This is a genomic window from Streptomyces sp. NPDC088350, from assembly GCF_044753545.1.
Classification (GTDB): domain Bacteria; phylum Actinomycetota; class Actinomycetes; order Streptomycetales; family Streptomycetaceae; genus Streptomyces.
The window spans coordinates 115380-133574 of sequence record NZ_JBIVNL010000012.1 but is presented as its reverse complement, the minus strand read 5'-3'; the positions used below and the strand labels follow the sequence as shown (position 1 = coordinate 133574).

The 18195-nt window shown below is 71.1% G+C and carries 17 protein-coding genes; 12 read left to right on the top strand and 5 right to left on the bottom strand.

The features are described from left to right. Window positions 1–7: 7 nt before the first annotated feature. The 3 genes from ACIQBL_RS36495 to ACIQBL_RS36485 all read left to right on the top strand — a co-directional run bounded on the left by ACIQBL_RS36495 (window position 8) and on the right by ACIQBL_RS36485 (window position 4299). Window positions 8–1474: an aminopeptidase P family protein gene (locus tag ACIQBL_RS36495; protein ID WP_401949922.1), complete on the top strand. Its 1467-nt coding sequence runs from the start codon at window positions 8–10 to the stop codon at window positions 1472–1474. Window positions 1475–1603: 129 nt separating this feature from the next. Beyond that, window positions 1604–2977, top strand: coding sequence for a PLP-dependent aminotransferase family protein (locus ACIQBL_RS36490; protein ID WP_401949919.1), 1374 nt, complete (start codon window positions 1604–1606; stop codon window positions 2975–2977). Window positions 2978–3045: 68 nt separating this feature from the next. Further along, window positions 3046–4299, top strand: coding sequence for an MFS transporter (locus ACIQBL_RS36485; protein ID WP_401949916.1), 1254 nt, complete (start codon window positions 3046–3048; stop codon window positions 4297–4299). On the opposite strand, the gene ACIQBL_RS36480 is transcribed toward ACIQBL_RS36485, so the two are convergent. The 3 genes from ACIQBL_RS36480 to ACIQBL_RS36470 form a co-directional block, all read right to left on the bottom strand. After that, window positions 4274–5107, bottom strand: a complete 834-nt coding sequence (locus tag ACIQBL_RS36480; RefSeq protein WP_401949913.1) for a triphosphoribosyl-dephospho-CoA synthase — start codon at window positions 5105–5107, stop codon at window positions 4274–4276. The genes ACIQBL_RS36485 and ACIQBL_RS36480 overlap by 26 nt on opposite strands. A gap of 9 nt (window positions 5108–5116) precedes the next feature. Continuing rightward, a complete protein-coding gene (locus ACIQBL_RS36475) occupies window positions 5117–6049 on the bottom strand; it encodes an intradiol ring-cleavage dioxygenase (RefSeq protein WP_401949910.1) in 933 nt (310 codons plus the stop codon). A 148-nt stretch (window positions 6050–6197) separates the two neighbouring features. Then, window positions 6198–6644: an ATP-binding protein gene (locus ACIQBL_RS36470; RefSeq protein WP_401949907.1), complete on the bottom strand. Its 447-nt coding sequence runs from the start codon at window positions 6642–6644 to the stop codon at window positions 6198–6200. 236 nt (window positions 6645–6880) lie between these two features. Between ACIQBL_RS36470 and ACIQBL_RS36465 the strand changes: the two genes are divergently transcribed. The 9 genes from ACIQBL_RS36465 (at window position 6881) to ACIQBL_RS36425 (ending at window position 16732) form a co-directional block, all read left to right on the top strand. Further along, the gene (locus ACIQBL_RS36465; protein WP_401949904.1) at window positions 6881–7729 is read left to right on the top strand and encodes a hypothetical protein; all 849 of its coding nucleotides are present in this window, start codon (window positions 6881–6883) and stop codon (window positions 7727–7729) included. 171 nt (window positions 7730–7900) lie between these two features. After that, complete coding sequence (locus tag ACIQBL_RS36460; protein WP_401949901.1) at window positions 7901–8626, top strand: YcnI family protein; 726 nt, start codon at window positions 7901–7903, stop codon at window positions 8624–8626. A gap of 93 nt (window positions 8627–8719) precedes the next feature. Then, entirely contained in the window at window positions 8720–9370 is a 651-nt protein-coding gene (locus tag ACIQBL_RS36455) for an SCO family protein (protein ID WP_401949898.1), read from the top strand. Continuing rightward, complete coding sequence (locus tag ACIQBL_RS36450) at window positions 9367–9813, top strand: copper chaperone PCu(A)C (RefSeq protein ID WP_401949895.1); 447 nt, start codon at window positions 9367–9369, stop codon at window positions 9811–9813. Before ACIQBL_RS36455 ends, ACIQBL_RS36450 begins: the two co-directional genes overlap by 4 nt. A gap of 15 nt (window positions 9814–9828) precedes the next feature. After that, window positions 9829–11781, top strand: coding sequence for a copper resistance CopC/CopD family protein (locus ACIQBL_RS36445; protein ID WP_401949892.1), 1953 nt, complete (start codon window positions 9829–9831; stop codon window positions 11779–11781). 8 nt (window positions 11782–11789) lie between these two features. After that, window positions 11790–13088, top strand: coding sequence for an iron uptake transporter deferrochelatase/peroxidase subunit (gene efeB / locus ACIQBL_RS36440; protein WP_401949889.1), 1299 nt, complete (start codon window positions 11790–11792; stop codon window positions 13086–13088). Window positions 13089–13160: 72 nt separating this feature from the next. Beyond that, window positions 13161–14093, top strand: coding sequence for a prephenate dehydratase (gene pheA / locus ACIQBL_RS36435; RefSeq protein ID WP_401949886.1), 933 nt, complete (start codon window positions 13161–13163; stop codon window positions 14091–14093). Window positions 14094–14654: 561 nt separating this feature from the next. Beyond that, window positions 14655–15932 carry a serine--tRNA ligase gene (gene serS / locus ACIQBL_RS36430; protein ID WP_401949883.1) on the top strand — a complete coding sequence of 426 codons (1278 nt, stop codon included), beginning with the start codon at window positions 14655–14657 and terminating at the stop codon, window positions 15930–15932. Beyond that, window positions 15929–16732 (top strand): HAD family hydrolase, encoded by an 804-nt coding sequence (locus ACIQBL_RS36425; protein ID WP_401949880.1) that lies wholly within the window; start codon window positions 15929–15931, stop codon window positions 16730–16732. Before serS ends, ACIQBL_RS36425 begins: the two co-directional genes overlap by 4 nt. 412 nt (window positions 16733–17144) lie before the next feature. On the opposite strand, the gene ACIQBL_RS36420 is transcribed toward ACIQBL_RS36425, so the two are convergent. Both ACIQBL_RS36420 and ACIQBL_RS36415 read right to left on the bottom strand, forming a co-directional pair. Beyond that, complete coding sequence (locus ACIQBL_RS36420) at window positions 17145–17384, bottom strand: hypothetical protein (protein WP_401949877.1); 240 nt, start codon at window positions 17382–17384, stop codon at window positions 17145–17147. An 80-nt stretch (window positions 17385–17464) separates the two neighbouring features. Further along, entirely contained in the window at window positions 17465–18184 is a 720-nt protein-coding gene (locus tag ACIQBL_RS36415) for an ABC transporter permease (RefSeq protein ID WP_401949874.1), read from the bottom strand. Window positions 18185–18195 lie beyond the last annotated feature (11 nt).

The following is an 18195-nucleotide window of genomic DNA, read 5'->3' as shown; positions in this document are numbered from 1 at the left end:
TAGGAGGATGACCGTGGCCGACGAGCTCACCCCGGAGACCCCGGAAGATGAGTCTGAAGAGCCCATCAAGAAGCGGAAGAACGGCCTGTACCCGGGCGTGTCGGACGAGTTGGCCGAGAGCATGAAGTCCGGCTGGGCCGACACCGAGCTGCACGACCTGCGGCCCGTCGAGCAGGCCGGGCACACCGCGCGCCGCCGCGCCGCGCTCTCCGCGCGCTTCCCGGGCGAGCGCCTGGTGATCCCCGCGGGCAACCTGAAGACCCGCTCGAACGACACCGAGTACCCCTTCCGGGCGTCGGTCGAGTACGCGTACCTGACGGGCAACCTCACCGAGGACGGCGTCCTCGTCCTGGAGCCCATCGCCGACGGCCACAAGGCGACGATCTACCTCCTGCCGCGCTCCGACCGCGAGAACGGCGAGTTCTGGCTCTCCGGGCAGGGCGAGCTGTGGGTCGGCCGCCGCCACTCCCTCACCGAGGCCGAGAAGCTCTACGGCATCCCCGCCTCCGACGTCCGCGAACTGGCCGAGGCGCTGCGCGAGGCCACCGGCCCGGTCCGGGTCGTCCGCGGCTACGACGCGGGCATCCAGGCCGCGCTGACCGACAAGGTCACCGCCGAGCGCGACGAGGAACTGCGGGTCTTCCTCTCCGAGGCACGCCTGGTCAAGGACGAGTTCGAGGTGGGCGAGCTCCAGAAGGCCGTCGACTCGACGGTCCGCGGCTTCGAGGACGTGGTGAAGGTCCTCGACAGGGCCGAGGCGACCAGCGAGCGCTACATCGAGGGCACGTTCTTCCTCCGCGCGCGCGTGGAGGGCAACGACGTCGGCTACGGCTCGATCTGCGCCGCAGGACCGCACGCCTGCACCCTGCACTGGGTACGCAACGACGGCCCGGTCCGCTCCGGCGACCTGCTCCTCCTGGACGCCGGCGTCGAGACGCACACCCTGTACACCGCCGACGTGACGCGCACGCTGCCGATCAACGGCCGCTTCACCGAGATCCAGAAGCAGGTCTACGACGCCGTCTACGAGGCCCAGGAGGCCGGTATCGCGGCGGTGCAGCCGGGCGGCAAGTACCGCGACTTCCACGACGCGGCGCAGCGCGTGCTGGCCGAGAAGGTCGTCGAGTGGGGGCTCGTCGAGGGCCCTGTGGAGCGGGTCCTGGAGCTGGGCCTCCAGCGCCGGTGGACGCTGCACGGCACGGGTCACATGCTCGGCATGGACGTCCACGACTGCGCCGCCGCGCGGACCGAGACGTACGTGGAGGGCACCCTGGAGCCCGGCATGGTCCTCACGGTGGAGCCCGGCCTGTACTTCCAGGCGGACGATCTGACCGTCCCCGAGGAGTACCGCGGCATCGGCGTCCGCATCGAGGACGACATCCTCGTCACCGAGGACGGCAACCGGAACCTGTCCGACGCGCTGCCCCGGACCTCGTCCGAGGTCGAGCTGTGGATGGCCTCCCTCAAGGGCTGACAGCCGACGACCGCCAACTGATACAAGACTGATGGCCGGGCACACGTGCGGTGCCCGGCCATTCGTGTGCCAATCGTGTGCCTAGGGGGAGGCGTTTTTCATGAACGTGCCCAGGGGGAGGGCTTTTTCGTGAACGACTTCTGGTCCGGCGTCGGGGTCGACCTGCATCTGGAACCCGACTCGGAGGGAGGCCGCCGGGTCGGTCTCGAACGCGCCCTCCGGGACGCCGTACGCGACGGCCGGCTGTCCCCAGGGACCCGCCTCCCGGCGACCCGCCGCCTCGCGACCGAACTCGGCGTCTCCCGGGGCACCGCGAAGGCGGCCTACGACCAGCTCGTCGCCGAGGGCTACCTGACCGCCCGCCAGGGCTCGGGCACCCAGGTCGCGCTGCTGCCCTCCGTCGACGCGGAGGCACCGGGCGCGGCGGCACGCGCGCGTGTACCCCGTTTCGACCTGCGGCCCGGCAGCCCGGACGTCGGTGCGTTCCCGGCGGCGGCCTGGCTGCGCTCACTGCGCCGCGCGATCGCGACGGCACCCTCCCTGGCGTACGACTACGGCGATCCGCGCGGCCGTGTCGAACTGCGCACCGCGCTCTCGGGCTACCTGGGGCGTGCGCGCGGGGTGATCGCGCCCCCGGAGCGGATCGTGATCACGTCCGGGTACGTCCAGGGACTCGCCCTCCTCACGCGCGTGCTCGACGGTTCCCGGGTGGCCATGGAGGATCCCGGACTGCCCTTCCACCGGGAGGTGGTCCGGCACAACGGCGGACACGTGGTGCCCGTAGGGGTCGACGAACGGGGCGCCCGCGCCGAGGAGTTGGGGGACGCGGCGGCCGTGGTGGTCACCCCGGCCCACCAGTACCCGACCGGCGTGACCCTGCACCCGGAGCGCAGACGGGCGCTCACCGACTGGGCACGCGCGCGTGGCGGACTGATCGTCGAGGACGACTACGACGGCGAGTTCCGCTACGACCGCCAGCCCGTCGGCGCGCTCCAGGGGATGGCACCGGGCCAGGTCGTATACCTGGGCACCGCCTCCAAGACCCTCGGACCCGCGCTGCGGCTCGGCTGGATGGTGCTCCCGCCCCACCTCGTCGACCCGATCGCCGACGCCAAGCTGCACAGCGACCACCACACCGAGACCATCGGCCAGCTGGCACTCGCCGAACTGATCGACAGCCACGCCTACGACCGCCACGTGCGCGCGTGCCGGCTGCGGTACCGGCGCCGCCGCGACCAGCTCCTCGACCGGCTGGGGGCGCGCCGAAGCGTGCGCGGGATCGCGGCCGGGCTGCACGCGCTGGTGGAGGTCGCCGACGAGGAAGCCGTGCTCGCCCGCGCGGAGACGGAGGGGCTCGCGGTGGGGCGGCTCGGTGAGCACTGGCACGCGGCGGACGGCGGCGAGGGCCGGCCGCAGGGGTTGGTGGTGGGGTACGGGACGCCTCGGGAGCGGGTGTATCCGGAGGTGTTGGAGGTGTTGGGGCGGGTGCTGGAGGGGTTCTGAATTGGACCAGTAACAGTGATGATTATTGGTTCTTTCGGGCGGCCCATTGACCTTCTACCGTCGTAGCCATGACGAACTCACTCGTCCCGCCCGCCGGCCCGCAACGCACCCTCGCGCTGGCCCAGTTGACCAACTCCGTCGGCGACGGCGCCTACTACGTGACCTCGGCGCTGTACTTCACCCACGTCGTCGGCCTCGCCCCCGCACGCGTGGGCCTCGGGCTCACCCTCGCGTGGGCCGTCGGTTCGCTGGTCGGGGTACCGCTGGGGCGGCTGGCCGACCGGCGGGGGCCGCGCGGTACGGCGGTGCTCCTGGCGCTGGCGACGGGGCTCGCGGTGGCCTCCTTCCTCGTCGTACGGGGATTCGTGCCGTTCGTGATCGCCGCGTGCGGGTACGCGTCCGCGCAGTCGGGGCTCGCGGCGGCCCGGCAGGCGCTGCTGGCGGGACTGGTGTCCGCCGGGGAGCGGACCGGGCTGCTGGCCCATCTCCAGTCGACGCTGAACGCCGGGCTCGCGGTGGGCGCGGGTCTGGGCGGGCTGGCGCTGCGGGCGGGGACGCGGTCGGCGTACCTCGGGGTGTTCGCGCTGGACGCGGTGAGTTTCCTGGTGTGCGCGGGGCTGCTGCTGCGGCTGCCCCCGGTGCGGGGCGTCCAGGCGCGGAAGGCGGGCGGTCTCGGCGTCCTGCGGGATCGCCCCTACGTCGTCGTCACGCTCCTCAACACCGTGCTGCTGCTCCGGATGCCGTTGCTCAGCCTCGGGCTGCCGCTGTGGATCGCCGAGCGGACGGACGCGCCGACCTGGGTGGTCTCCGCGCTGTTCGTGCTCAACACCGGGGCGGTGATGGTCTTCCAGGTCCGGACGGCGCGCGGGATCACGGGGCTCGCGTCGGCCACGCGCGCGGTACGGCGATCGGGCTGGGTGATGCTGGCGGCATGCGCGGCGTTCGCACTGTCGGCGGGCGCGTCGCCGTGGGTGGCCGTGGGGGCGCTGGTGGCCGGAGCGGTGCTCCAAGTCGCCGCCGAGATGGGCCAGTCGGCGGGTTCCTGGCAACTGTCCTTCGATCTGGCGCCTGTCGACCGGGTGGGCGAGTACCAGGGGTTCTTCGGGACCGGCGTCACGGTGGCCAGGACGATGGGGCCCCTGGTGCTGACGTCCCTGTTGCTGGAGTGGGGGACGCCTGGCTGGCTGCTGTTGGGCGGGGCGACAGTGGTGGCGTCGTATGCGATGGGGCCGGCGGTGCGGAGGGCGGCCGGTACGGGTCGTAAGGCCGATGAGGAGGGGGAGGAGGGCGAGGCTGTCAGGCGGCCCGCGCTGGCGAGTTGACCGGTAGGGAGTCCAGGAACAGCGCGCCCGCCAGGAGCCCCGCACTCCCGCGCGGGCTCCACGCGCGCGCGTGGAGGTCGGCGTCCAGGGCGGCCAGTGCCTCCGCGCCCGCCTCCGTCGCCGTACCGCCCGCCTCCAGGACGCCGCGGGCTCCCGCCTGGACGTGGCGCAGGCCCAACGGGCCCGCCGTGTGGAGGAGTTCGGTGTCCTGGAGGGTGGACATCACGGTGAGCAGGGCGTCCAGGCGGGCCTGGGTCTCGGTGGCACCGGTCGAGCGGACCGCCGTGAGGGTGTCCAACGCCCGCCGTACGTGCGGGAATCCGGCCTTGGCCTCGCCCCGGGCGCCGGCCGCGCCGTACTTCGCCGAGATCGACGAGCCGCGGGACGGGCGGCGCGGGGCGCGTCGGTCGGGGTGGCCGGCGATGCGTTTCGCGGTCGCGGCGACGTCCTTGGCCCCGGCACGGGGGTCCAGGGCTGCCGCCGCGACCAGCAGACCCAGCGCCCACAGGGCACCCCGGTGGCCGCCGCCCGCGAGCGTCACCGAGTGTTCGGTGCAGCGGCCGATCGCGCCGAGTTCCGCGCGGAGCACGGGAGTCGGCTCTCCTGTGCGGCGGGCCGCCGCCGCCATCGCCGCGAGGCCGGGTGCCAGCGCCTTCGCCGACCAGCGCAGGGCGCAGTGGTCCACGCGGGTCGTCCGGGCGGCCAGGTCGCGCGGGTCGGGCAGGCCCGGCTTGGGAGCCAGGGCCAGTTGTACGGTCAGCGCGTCCACGGCGGCCCGCGCCAGCGCCTCGTCCTCGCGGCTCGTCATCGTCGTACCTTAGGAGGAGGCGGAGGCCGAAGGGGAGGGGCTGTCGCTGGGCGGTGTGCCCGTCGGGGCGTCGCTCGGGGGCGTACCGCCTCCGCCGCTGCCCGCGCCCGTGCTCTCGGCGTCCGGGTCGACCCCGAGCGTCAGCGAGCCCTTGTAGCCCTTGGACGGGTCCTTCTTGTGCACGGCCTTGAGGGTGAGCAGACCGCTGGAGGCGCCACCGCCGTCGTAGACCATGTCGTCGGCGAGGACGGTGTACGAGCCCGTGTGCTTGGCGTAGGGGTCGAGGGTGAAGATCTCCTCGGCGATGTCGTCGGCGAAGAACAGCTGGCCGGTGTAGTTGACCTTGCCGCCCTCGTAGGTGCCGTCCTCCTTCTCGCCGCCGGTGTGGACCTTGACGTGGATGTGGCAGGTGCGGGGCGTGTACCAGCCCGGGAAGATCGTCTCGAACTTGACGACCCCGTTGGCGTTGGCGATCTGGTAACCGCGCAGATAGGTCTGGTCGTTGGCGGAGTCGCCCTCCTCGCTCTCCGCGGGGGCCGAGCCGCCGGGGTTGGCGGTGGTGTAGCCGGAGTAGTAGCCCCAGGCGTCGCAGTGCCAGATCTCCACGGCCGCGCCGGAGACAGGGGTGCAGCCGTCCGTGGCGTCGACCACGGTCAGGCGCAGGGTGAGCGGGACGCCGGCCTTGCCCTCGGTGATGTCCTTGCGGACCAGGGCGCCGTCGAGGTAGTAGGGGCCCTCGGTGACGCTCGTCATCAGCGTCATGCACTCGCTGCTGGTCGACGTCGCCGACGCCGTGGCGTCCGCGTCGGCCGTCGTGTCCGCGGTGTCCGCGAACGCCGACTGGAACCCGGCCGCCACCAGCCCGCCGGCCGCGACCGTCCCGCCGGTCACCGCGAGGGCGCGACGCCGGCTGATGGTTTTGTCTCTGTGGTTTCCCGTCATGATCACGAAGCTAGGGACGGCAGCCGTCAGGGACGTGGGCCTGGGCTGTGCGCGAGGTAAGAATCCCCAGAAACCTGAAGTCGGGTCGTCGGCCGAGTCGTCGGACAGGCGTCTGCCGTCGAGCCGCGTGCCCGCCTCCGCCGCGCCCTCACACCGCCATCAACGGCGCGTCCTTCCGCCACTTGAGGATCTTGTCGAAGCTCACCACCGCGCCGCCCACCCCCGGCTTGTTGCCGATGTGGACGTGGTCGGCGAGTTCCTGGATGAGACAGAGGCCGCGGCCGTTCTCGGCCTCGCTCGGGGCCGGCCGGACGGACTGCGCGCGGGCGAACCCGGGGCCCGAATCCACCACTTCGATACGGCACTTCTCGCCGTCGAGGTACGCGGTGACCCGGTACGCCTCCGAGGGCGCGCCGTGCGCGGTGTCGCCGCCGTGCTCGACCGCGTTGGCGCAGGCCTCGCTGAGGGCGACGGAGAGGTCGTAGGAGATGTCCGGGTCGACGCCCGCGGTCTCCATCGTGCCGAGGAACAGTCGCCGGGCGAGTGGCACGCTCGCGGCCTCGCGCCTCAGATGGAGTGACCACCAGATGCTCATGCTCCAGCCTCCCGGCCGCGGCTCGACATACCGATACCTATTGCCGCCAGTGCCCCTGTGTAAGCACGGAGTTGACGTGATGCCGCCCATATGGGGGATGTGTCCCAAACGTAATTGGTGTATCCGGAGGTAGCTCACGTCGGAGAGTCACCTTTGTGACCTACGACACATTATGGTCCCGGCGTTGCGGACCTGCCGTATGGCGCCGACAACGCCGGTGCGATGATGAGCCCGCCATGACTGTCCCCCACCCACGCACGGCGCGCTCCGGAGGTGAACTCCGGATCCTGCGGGCCGCGGTGTTCGCCGCGGTCTGTGTCGTGCTGGCCGCGGCGGGTCACGCGATCGCCTCCTGCGCGACCGTCCCGCTGTGGACACTGGGCGCGGGCTTCCTCGGCACGTTCCTGGTCGTGACACCGCTCGCCGGGCGCGCCCGCTCCGGGGCGGGGATCGCGGCCCTGCTCGCGGTTGGACAGGCCGTGCTGCACACGGTGTTCGGGCTCGGTCAGAGCGCCGCCGGTACGCAGGCCACCGGCGGTCTGTCCTCGTCCGACGCCACCCTCGTCGCGCGCGCCGCGCATCTGCTGTGCGGGACCACCGCGGCGGCGATCAGTCCGGCGCAGGCCCACCAGATCCTCACCAACGCGCGGATCCTGCCGACTTCGGGCTCGACGGCTTCCCACGGCTCGATGAGCGCCATGGGGTCGATGCTCCACCCGGCCGACGCCATGTCGGCCTCCGCCGCCTCCTCCATGCCGCTGTTCCCGTCCCTGTCCATGCTGCTCGGCCACGTCCTCGCGGCGCTCGCCGCGGGCTGGCTGCTGCGGCGCGGGGACCTGGCGCTGCTGCGCCTCATGGAACTGTCGGCGCACGGAGTCGCGGAAGGGGCGCTCGTACGGTCCCTGCGCGGGGCCCTCGCCCTGGTGCGCGCCCTGCGGGCCGGACTGCCGGGGGCGCCCGAGGCGGGCCCGCGCCCGTGTCGTACGGCCCTCTTCGCCCCGCTCGCGCCGCACACCACCGCACTCCAGCACTCGGTGATCCGCCGCGGCCCGCCGGCCGCCGCCGCACACGTCCTCGCCGCCTGACGCGACGCGACCACCACCCCGCACTCCCTTCTGTGCGTGGAGAGGCCGCCGTCGTGCGGCACACGCGCGTGCCCGTGTTCTTCAGCCGGGAAACCCCCTCTCACCAGGGACATCACGCGCCCCTCTTCACCACCGGAACTCACTCGAACTCGAAGTGGAGTGCTCCTTTCCATGAAGGCTTCTCGTATCGCCGCCGCCGCTGCCGTCGCCGGCTCGGCCGTCGTCGTCCTGTCCTCCCCCGCCTTCGCGCACGTCTCCGTGCAGCCGGAGGGCGCGGCCGTCAAGGGCGGCTACGCGGTCGTCGACTTCAAGGTCCCGAACGAGCGCGACGACGCCTCGACCACCCAGCTGGAAGTCACCTTCCCGACCGACCACCCGCTGGCGTCCGTGCTGCCGGAGCCGATCAGCGGCTGGACCGTCAAGGTCACCAGGTCGAAGCTGGCCAAGCCCGCCGAAATGCACGGCGAGACGATCACCGAGGCCGTCACCAAGGTCACCTGGACCGCGACCGGCAAGGGCGTCGAGCCGGGCTACTTCCAGAAGTTCCCGGTCTCCGTCGGCATGCTGCCCACGGACACCGACCAGCTCGTCTTCAAGGCGCTGCAGACGTACTCCGACAAGCAGGTCGTGCGCTGGATCGAGGTGCAGAAGGACGGCGCGGAGGAGCCCGAGAACCCGGCACCCACGCTTGAGCTGACCTCCGCATCGGCCGCCGGCTCGACCGCCGAGGACGCCTCCGACACATCCGCGAAGACCGAGACCACCGCGTCCGACACCACCTCCTCCGACGGCTCCGCCGACACCACCGCCCGCGTCCTCGGCGTGGTCGGCATCGTCGTGGGCGCGGCGGGCGTGGCGTACGGAGTTCTCGCCGGCCGGCGGCGTACGACCGTCTGAGGCCCGTCCGCTCATGGTGCGCACAGGGGTCCGTGCGACTCTTGCGTACGACCCCGGTGCGCGCCGGAGCTCTCACAACTGGGACATTTCTCTATGCGCAAGAAGACGTTCGCGGCAGCCGCGCTGCTCGCCGCCGCCACCCTGACGCTCTCCGCCTGCGGCAGCGGCGCCGACGGCAACAGCCCCGTCGCCGTGGTCTCCGAGGACACCGCGACACAGGCCGCCACCGTGCTCGACACCCCGTTCGAGAAGCCGGACCTGGTCCTCACGGACACGCACGGCAAGAAGTACGACTTCCGGGCGGAGACCAAGGGCCGGCCGACGCTGATCTACTTCGGCTACACCCACTGTCCCGACATCTGCCCGCTGACGATGAACAACATCGCCGTGGCGAAGAAGTCGCTGCCCAAGGCCGAGCAGGACAAGCTGCTGGTCGTGTTCGTCACCACCGACCCGGCCCGGGACACCGCGTCGGAACTGGGCAAGTGGCTCAAGGGCATCGACACCCAGTTCGTGGGCCTGACCGGCGACTTCGCCACCATCCAGGCCGGCGCCCGCACCCTGGGCATCTCCATCGAGGCGACCTCGAAGGACAAGAACGGCAAGCTCGTCTCCGTCCACGGCACCCAGGTCGTCGCGTTCTCCCCGAAGACCAACGGCGGCTACCTGCTCTACGGCCAGGACACCACCGTCGACGACTACACCAAGGACCTCCCCAAGATCATCAAGGGGGAGACGCCGTGAGACACGCTGTCGTGCCCGCCGCGGTGATCACGGGGGCGCTGGTCCTCACCGGCTGTGGCGGCTCGGACGACGCGAAGGCCGACCTCTCCGTCAGTTCCGCCTACATGCCCCAGCCGGTCTCGGACATGGCGGCGGGCTTCCTGGACATCGCCAACAAGGGCGGTGCGAAGGACGAGTTGACCTCCGTCACCAGTGATCTCGGTCCCGTCTCCGTGCACCGGACGGTCGGCCAGGCGATGGAGGAGGTCACCTCCCTGGATGTGCCCGCACACGGTCAACTCGTGTTCAAGAGCGGGGGCAACCACCTGATGTTCGACAAGCTGAAGCACACGCTGAAGCAGGGCGACCGCGTGACCGTGAAGCTGCACTTTGCCAAGTCCGGCCCCCTCACGGTTGAGATGCCCGTGAAGTCGGCGACGTACAACCCCACGACCGGGCACTGAGGGAGGGACCCCATCTTGAAGACGACCATCACCCCCCGCGTCCGCAATCTGGTGCTGCTGTTCCTGGCCGTCACCGGCATGCTCTTCGCCGGTGCCGGGACGGCGTCCGCGCACGCCGCGCTGACCGGCAGCGACCCCTCTTCGGGGGTGGTGGTCAACAAGGCTCCGACACAGGTCTCGCTCACCTTCTCCGAGAAGGTCGCGACGAACGACGACTCACTGCGCGTGCTCAACCCGAAGGGCAAGCGCGTCGACGTCGGCAAACCGTCCAACATCAGCGGTACGACGTACTCCGTGCAGATCCGCAGCGGGCTGCCCGACGGCACCTACACGGTGGCCTGGCAGGTCGTGTCGGCGGACAGCCACCCCGTCGGCGGCGCCTTCACCTTCTCGATCGGCTCCCCCTCGAAGACCACCGTCTCCGCGGCGGCCGAACAGGACGTGGGCGGCGGGCTCGTCGGCGGGCTGTACGGCTTCGGGCGCTACCTGTCGTACGCCGGTTTCATCGTGATGGTCGGCGGCGCCGCCTTCGTGCTGGCCTGCTGGCAGCGGGGCGCCGGTGTGCGCGCGGTGCAGCGGCTGGTCGTCTCCGGCTGGGTCTCGCTGACCGCGGCCACGCTGTGGCTGCTGCTCCTGCGCGGCTCGTACACGACCAGCGGGAAGTTCGGCGACATCTTCGACCTGAACCTCCTCGGGCAGGTCCTCCAGACCAAGACGGGCGCCGCGCTCGTCTCCCGGCTGCTGCTGCTCGCCGCCGCCGCGCTGTTCATCGCCGTCCTCTTCGGGGCCTATGACAAGCGCGAGGACGAGGAGAAGCGGGACCTGACCTTCGGGCTGGCCATCGGCGGGGGTGTGGTGGCCGCAGGGCTCGCCGCGAGCTGGGCGCTGGCCGAGCACGCCTCGACCGGGCTGCAGCCCGGCATCGCGATGCCCGTCGACGTCGTCCACCTGCTGGCCGTCGCGGCCTGGCTCGGCGGCCTCGCCGCCCTCCTCGTCGCGCTCTACCGGGCGCCCTCCGACAACCCCGTCGAACGGGCGGCCGTACAACGCTTCTCGCGCGTCGCGTTCGGCAGTGTCGTCGCGCTGATCGCGACCGGGATCTACCAGTCCTGGCGCCAGCTCGGCTCCTGGTCGGCGTTCACCGACACCGGGTACGGGCAGCTGCTGCTCGTGAAGATCGGGCTGGTGGCGCTGCTCGTCGGCATCGCGTCGATCTCCCGCCGCTGGACGGGACGGCTGGCGGACACGGCCGAGACGGTCGTCGAGGAACGCGAGCCGGAGAAGGCCCACGCCACGGCGTCCGCCAAGACGGGTGACTCGTCCGCCAAGGCCGATTCCGATGTGACCGCGTCCGCCGAGACCGGCGGCTCGTCGGCCACGACCGGTGACTCCCAGCGCGCCGCCCAACTCGCCCGCCAGCAGGCCGCCGTGGACACCACCCGGCAGAAGCGGCTGCGCGACGCCGACCCGAACCGCTTCGGCCTGCGCCGCTCGGTCCTCGCCGAGACCGCCGTCGCCATCGTCGTCCTCGCCGTCACCACGGCCCTGACGACCACGGAACCGGGCCGCACGGAGGAGGACGCCAAGGCGGCCAAGGCATCGTCCTCGTCCTCCTCGTCGTCCGCCGGCGCCCTGACCCTGGACATGTCGTTCGACACCGGCGGCAAGGACGGCAAGGGCGTCATCCGGCTCGACCTCGACCCCGCGCGGGTCGGCGGCAACGAGATGCACGTCTATGTGCAGCGGCCCAACGGCCGGGCCTTCGACGTCCCCGAGGTGAAGGTCGCCTTCACCCTCGCCGCCAAGAAGATCGGCCCACTGCCCGTGACGCCCGACCGCATCGCCACCGGGCACTGGGCCGCGAACGGAATCCAGATCCCCATGGCGGGCGACTGGAAGATCTCGGTGACCGTGCGGACCTCCGACATCGACCAGACGACCGTCGACAAGAACGCGCAGATCGGCTGAACCACGCCATGCCTGACCAGTCCCTTCCCGAGGCGCGCAGCGCAGAGGCACCTCCTGGGGAGACCGTTTCCGAAAACGCCTCCCCAGAGGAGGGCATTTCCCGCCGACGCCTCCTCGGTACGGCCGCTGCCACCGGGCTCGTGCTCGGTGCGGCGGGCGGGGCCGTGGGGTACGCCTCCGCGCCCGCCGGGGCCACACCGCTCACCTCGCTGGGCGAGGACATGGCAATGTTTCACGGGAAACATCAGCCCGGCATCACCGAGGGCCTCCAGGCGCGTGGTCACCTCGTCGCCTTCGACCTGGCGGCGGGCGCGGGCCGCAAGGAGGCGGCGGCCCTGCTGCGCCGCTGGTCGACGACAGCGCAGCGGCTGATGGCGGGCGAGCCGGCGGCGCAGGACGACACGGATGTCGCCCGGGACGCGGGGCCCTCGTCGCTGACGATCACCTTCGGCTTCGGCAACAGCTTCTTCTCCCGTACGGGGCTGGAGAAGCAGCGCCCTGTCTCCCTCGACCCGCTGCCCGACTTCTCCTCCGACCAGCTCGACAAGACGCGCAGCAACGGCGACCTGTGGGTGCAGATCGGCGCCAACGACGCGCTGGTCGCCTTTCACGCCCTGCGCACGATCCAGAAGGACGCGGGCAGCGCGGCCAAGGTCCGCTGGCAGATGAACGGCTTCAACCGGACGCCGGGCGCGACGGCCCACACCATGACGGCCCGCAACCTCATGGGCCAGCTCGACGGCACCCGCAATCCCAAGCCGACGGAGTCCACCTTCGACAAGCGGATCTTCGTGCCGGCGTCGGGTTCGACCGACCCGGCGTGGATGGCGAACGGCTCCTACGCCGTCGTACGCCGTATCCGCATGCTCCTCGACGACTGGGAGAAGCTCTCGGCCGGCGCCCAGGAGAACGTCATCGGGCGCCGCAAGTCCAATGGGGCACCGCTGTCCGGGGGCACCGAGACGACCGCGATGGACCTGGAGAAGACCGACGCGAAGGGCGCTCTGGTCGTCCCCATCAACGCGCACGCCCGGATCGCCCGCCCCGACCAGAACGGCGGCGCGGCGATGCTCCGCCGCCCCTTCTCGTATCACGACGGCATCGCCGCCGACGGCACCCCGGACGCCGGGCTCCTCTTCGTCTGCTGGCAGGCCGACCCGCTGCGCGGCTTCGTCACCGTGCAGCGGAAACTCGACCGCGGCGACGCCCTGTCGACGTACGTCCGCCACGAGGCGAGCGGCCTGTTCGCGGTGCCGGGCGGGGCGGCGGAGGGCGAGTACGTGGGGCAACGGCTGCTGGAGGGGTGAGGCCGTCGCCCTGACGGGTGGCCGATCGGGGAAGCGTGCGCCCGGTTTCGCAAGGCCCATTAGGGTGAGGTCATGCCAGCCAGCTACGCGTATCTCGGCCCCGAGGGCACCTTCACCGAAGTCGCCCTGCGCACGCTTCCCGAGGCGGCCACCCGGGAGCTGATCCCGTATGTGTCGGTGCAGTCCGCGCTGGACGCGGTGCGCACCGGCGAGGCCGAGGCCGCGTTCGTGCCGATCGAGAACTCCGTCGAGGGCGGCATCACCACCACCCTGGACGAGCTGGTCGCGGGCGCGCCGCTGATGATCTACCGCGAGGTGCTGCTGTCGATCACCTTCGCGCTGCTGGTCAGGCCCGGCACGAAGATCTCCGAGATCAAGACCGTCTCCGCGCACCCCGCCGCCCAGCCGCAGGTCCGCAACTGGATGAAGGCGAACCTCCCGGACGCCCTCTGGGAGTCGGCCGCCTCGAACGCGGACGCCGCCCGGCTGGTCCAGGAGGGCCGCTACGACGCCGCGTTCGCCGGTGAGTTCGCCGCCGTCCGGTACGGTCTGGAGGCCCTGGAGACCGAGATCCACGACGCGGAGAACGCGCAGACCCGGTTCGTGCTGGTGGGCAGGCCCGCCCGGCCGGCGGCCCCGACCGGCGCGGACAAGACGTCCGTCGTGATCTGGCAGCGGGACGACCACCCCGGCGGTCTGCGCGACCTGCTGGGCGAGTTCGCCACCCGGGGCATCAACCTGATGCTGCTCCAGTCCCGCCCGACGGGTGCCGGCATCGGCAACTACTGCTTCTGCGTCGACGCCGAGGGGCACATCTCCGACCGCCGGGTGGCCGAGGCCCTGACCGGGCTCAAGCGGATCTGTCTCCAGGTGCGCTTCCTCGGTTCGTACCCGCGCGCGGACGTCGGCGTGGACGGCGTGCGGGCGCCGTTCCCGGGGACCTCGGACGAGGAGTTCCTCGCGGCGGCCGACTGGGTCGCGCACTGCCAGGACGGCCGTTTCTGACAGGTTGCGCCCCGGTAGCGCCCCGGTAGTACCTGCGTATCTTCGTTATCCACAGAAGTTATCCACAGGCGCACTCTCGACCTGGGGACAAGTCGACAGTGGAGCACCATCCTGTCGACAAATCGCCCTACAGCCCACAGGGGCGCGCACCGGCGCGTAGGTCACTCTTCGTCCACCCGTTTCCTTCGGGCAATCCTATGGAGCGACGCAATTCCACCCGAAAGTGGGTGTGAGGGACGTTTGGGTCGGGAATTCCTCACCCCGGAGGCTCTTTTCGGAATGATCACTTCCGACATCCACAGATCTTCCACACAGCCTGTGGATAACTTTTCCGGGATGTGGATTCCTGTGGACAACCGCGACCTCAAGTCCCGTTTCCCGCAAGGGATTCGAGTCAACCAGCCGCCTCGCGCCTGCCCCGTTCCAGGGAGTGGGACGCTCTTTTATTGACTCGCATTGACCTGGGACGACACTCTTCGCAATTGCCCCATAACTGGATGTAAGACGCAGTTCGGAATACCAAGTCGTGAGCCGGAACCCGGCACCGGTAGCCTGGTCCGCGTGATTGACCTTCGCCTGCTTCGTGAGGACCCCGACCGTGTGCGCGCGTCCCAGCGCGCCCGTGGAGAGGACGTCGCGCTCGTCGACGCTCTCCTGTCCGCCGACGAGCGGCGCAGGTCGTCCGGCGTCCGCTTCGACGAGCTGCGTTCCGAGCAGAAGGCGCTCGGCAAGCTCATCCCCAAGGCCTCCGGCGACGAGAAGGCCGAGCTGCTCAAGAAGACGGGCCAGCTCGCCGCCGACGTCAAGGCGGCCGACGCCGAGCAGCACGAGGCGGACGAGGAGACCAAGCGCCTCGCGCTCCAGCTCGGCAACCTCGTGCACCCCGATGTGCCCGTGGGCGGCGAGGAGGACTTCGTCGTCCTGGAGACGCACGGCACGATCCGCGACTTCGGCGCCGAGGGCTTCGAACCCAAGGACCACCTGGAGCTCGGCGAGGCGCTGGGCGCCATCGACGTCGAGCGCGGCGCCAAGGTCTCCGGCTCGCGCTTCTACTACCTCACCGGCGTCGGCGCCCTCCTGGAGCTGGCGCTCGTCAACGCGGCGATCGCACAGGCCACCGAGGCCGGCTTCATCCCGATGCTGACCCCGGCGCTGGTCCGCCCGCGCGCCATGGAGGGCACCGGCTTCCTCGGCCAGGCCGCGGAGAACGTGTACCACCTGGAGAAGGACGACTTCTATCTCGTCGGCACCTCCGAGGTCCCCCTCGCCGCCTACCACATGGACGAGATCCTCGACGCGGACAAGCTCCCGCTGCGCTACGCGGGCTTCTCCCCGTGCTTCCGCCGCGAGGCCGGGACCTACGGCAAGGACACGCGCGGCATCTTCCGCGTGCACCAGTTCGACAAGGTCGAGATGTTCTCGTACGTCCTCCCCGAGGACGCGGAGAACGAGCACCAGCGGCTCCTCGACTGGGAGAAGCAGTGGCTCACCGCCCTCGAACTGCCCTTCCAGGTCATCGACGTGGCCTCGGGCGACCTGGGCGCCTCCGCCTCCCGCAAGTTCGACTGCGAGGCGTGGATCCCCACCCAGGGCAAGTACCGCGAGCTGACCTCGGCCTCCAACTGCGACAGCTTCCAGGCCCGCCGGCTCTCCGTGCGCCTGCGCGACGGCAAGAAGGTGCAGCCGCTGGCCACGCTCAACGGCACGCTGTGCGCCGTACCGCGCACGATCGTGGCAATCCTGGAGAACCACCAGCTGGCCGACGGCTCCGTGCGCGTGCCCGAGGTGCTGCGCCCGTACCTGGGCGGCCGTGAGGTCCTGACGCCGGTCGCCAAGTGACCGCCGACTTCCCCTACCGGCTGATCGCGACCGACCTCGACGGAACGCTGCTGCGCTCCGACGAGTCGGTCTCGCCGCGCACCCGTGCCGCCCTCGCGGCGGCCACGGAGGCCGGTGCCGCGCACATCGTGGTGACCGGCCGCGCGGCCCCCTGGACCCGGCACATCCTCGACGACCTCGGCTACGCGGGCCTCGCGGTCTGCGCCCAGGGCGCCCAGGTCTACGACGCCGGCGAGCACCGCCTGCTGACCTCGGTCACCCTGGACCGGCAACTGGCCGCTGTGGCGCTCGCCAAGATCGAGGCGGAGGTCGGCCCGCTGTTCCTGGCGGCGAGCCAGGGCGGCCTGGACGGCGAGGTGCTGGTCGGTCCCGGGTACCGGGTCACGGGGGCACTGCCCGCGACCCCGTTCACGGACGCGTCCGATCTGTGGGCCGCTCCCCTGAACAAGATCTACATCCAGCACCCGACCCTCACGGACGACGAACTCGCCGAGGCGGCCCGTGAGGCGGCGGGCGGTTTCGTCTCGGCCGCGATGGCGGGCGAGGGCATCGTCGAACTGCTCCCGCTCGGCCTGTCCAAGGCCACGGGTCTGTCCCTGGCGGCCCGTCGCCTGGGACTGAAGTCCGCCGACACGATTGCCTTCGGCGATATGCCCAATGACATCGCGATGTTCGGATGGGCGGCCCACGGCGTGGCGATGGCCAACGCGCATGAGGAACTCAAGGCTGTGGCGGACGAGGTGACGGCGTCCAATGAGGAGGACGGCATCGCGGTGGTGCTGGAGCGGTTGCTCGCGTAGGTGTGGGCAACCGCCCCAGCTCGGCTTGCCCCCTGCGAGGGGGCAACAGGGAGGGCGGCCCACGCGAGAATGAGTCGCGTGCTCGAAGCGGCCGCCCCGGGCAGCTCCCCGTGGTGGGCGACTCGACGGAGGGGTAACTACTCCGGAGACCGCCGCGGGCTGCCCTGAAGGGAGTTGGACGTCCTGTCGTGCATCGACATCGTCCAGCTCCTCTCCCAGTCGGTGGCGCCGGCTGATCCGGCGTCGACACAACAACTGTGCCTGTACGCCGAGTTGGACGCCACCTAATTAACCCGGGCTCCGGCACGCGCCCCCAAGGGGCGCGGGGCTGTGACACTGTGCGGCTCCGCCGCGTGGGCGCGACCGGCCCCCACCGGCCCGCGGCAAGCGAGCTACGCATCTGCCGGAACGGCTACCGCCGCCGCCACTTGCGCCGACGCGCCTTGCTGAAGAACCACCCCGCGGGCGGCTCGTCGGAGCGCCACGGCTGCGGCTCGGGCGACTCGTCGCGCCAGCGTGCCGCGAGCATCCGGGCGCGGGCGGACGGCTCGGCCGTCTCGGCGGACCGTATGAAGTCGTCGTCCAGGACCAACTTGTCCCAGCCGTCCCCCGGCTCGGCCTGACCGCCGCCGTACGTTGCCTCTCCAGCCATCCCCGTTCCTCCTAGCCGTGCCGTCCCGTTTGCCCAGTGTGCCCGGACAGAGATGAAGCCCCCGTCAAGATCAGGACCTGTCATTCCTCGCCGACGAGCTTCAGCGAGCGCAGCTTCTGTCCGGCGTACCAGGTGGCTCCCACCGTGACCGCGACCAGGAACACCGTCGCCGTGGTCAGTCCGACGTCCGAGGTCACCAGGTCGCCGCCGGCCACCTTGTGGGCGACGGCCAGGGACCACTGCTGGACGCTCAGGGTGCGGGCGCCGGCGACCAGGGAGCCGAACAGGGCCTCCCAGACGAGGGCGTAGACGAGTCCGAAGACCACCGCGTGCCGGGACACCGTGCCGAGCAGCAGGAAGAGCGCCGCGTAGGCGATGGAGGCGACCAGGGCGGCCACCGTGTAGGCGACGGCGATCTGCTGTCCGTTGCCGTTGAGGATGAGCCCGGCGATCAGCATGGGGACCGCCGAGAACACCATGGTGACGGCGACCGCGACGATCAGCTTGGTGAAGATGATCGTCGGCCGCTTCAGCGGCTTGGACAGCAGGTACACCACCGAGCCGTCGTCGATCTCCGGTCCGATCGCGCCGGTGCCCGCGATGACGCCGATGATCGGCACCATCGTGGCGAGGCCGAGCCCGCCCAGGACGTCGACCGCGGTCTGGTCGTCGGCGCCGGCGAGGCCCCGCACCACGACGGAGATCGCGATCAGCAGGAAGGGCAGGGCGCCCAGGATGAGGGCCCGGCGCCGGCCGAGCAGGGCCCGGTAGGTGAGTCGGGCGACTGTGGGGTCGTACATCTCTTGGCCTC

Excerpts from the sequence above, each read along its gene's own strand:
- ACIQBL_RS36455 (WP_401949898.1), top strand. The coding sequence starts at position 8,720 with ATGCGCAAGAAGACGTTCGCGGCAGCCGCGCTGCTCGCCGCCGCCACC.
- ACIQBL_RS36460 (WP_401949901.1), top strand. The coding sequence starts at position 7,901 with ATGAAGGCTTCTCGTATCGCCGCCGCCGCTGCCGTCGCCGGCTCGGCC.
- ACIQBL_RS36465 (WP_401949904.1), top strand. The coding sequence starts at position 6,881 with ATGACTGTCCCCCACCCACGCACGGCGCGCTCCGGAGGTGAACTCCGG.
- efeB (WP_401949889.1), top strand. The coding sequence starts at position 11,790 with ATGCCTGACCAGTCCCTTCCCGAGGCGCGCAGCGCAGAGGCACCTCCT.
- ACIQBL_RS36480 (WP_401949913.1), bottom strand. The coding sequence starts at position 5,107 with ATGACGAGCCGCGAGGACGAGGCGCTGGCGCGGGCCGCCGTGGACGCG.
- ACIQBL_RS36485 (WP_401949916.1), top strand. The coding sequence starts at position 3,046 with ATGACGAACTCACTCGTCCCGCCCGCCGGCCCGCAACGCACCCTCGCG.
- ACIQBL_RS36415 (WP_401949874.1), bottom strand. The coding sequence starts at position 18,184 with ATGTACGACCCCACAGTCGCCCGACTCACCTACCGGGCCCTGCTCGGC.
- ACIQBL_RS36470 (WP_401949907.1), bottom strand. The coding sequence starts at position 6,644 with ATGAGCATCTGGTGGTCACTCCATCTGAGGCGCGAGGCCGCGAGCGTG.
- ACIQBL_RS36475 (WP_401949910.1), bottom strand. The coding sequence starts at position 6,049 with ATGACGGGAAACCACAGAGACAAAACCATCAGCCGGCGTCGCGCCCTC.
- ACIQBL_RS36495 (WP_401949922.1), top strand. The coding sequence starts at position 8 with ATGACCGTGGCCGACGAGCTCACCCCGGAGACCCCGGAAGATGAGTCT.
- ACIQBL_RS36420 (WP_401949877.1), bottom strand. The coding sequence starts at position 17,384 with ATGGCTGGAGAGGCAACGTACGGCGGCGGTCAGGCCGAGCCGGGGGAC.
- pheA (WP_401949886.1), top strand. The coding sequence starts at position 13,161 with ATGCCAGCCAGCTACGCGTATCTCGGCCCCGAGGGCACCTTCACCGAA.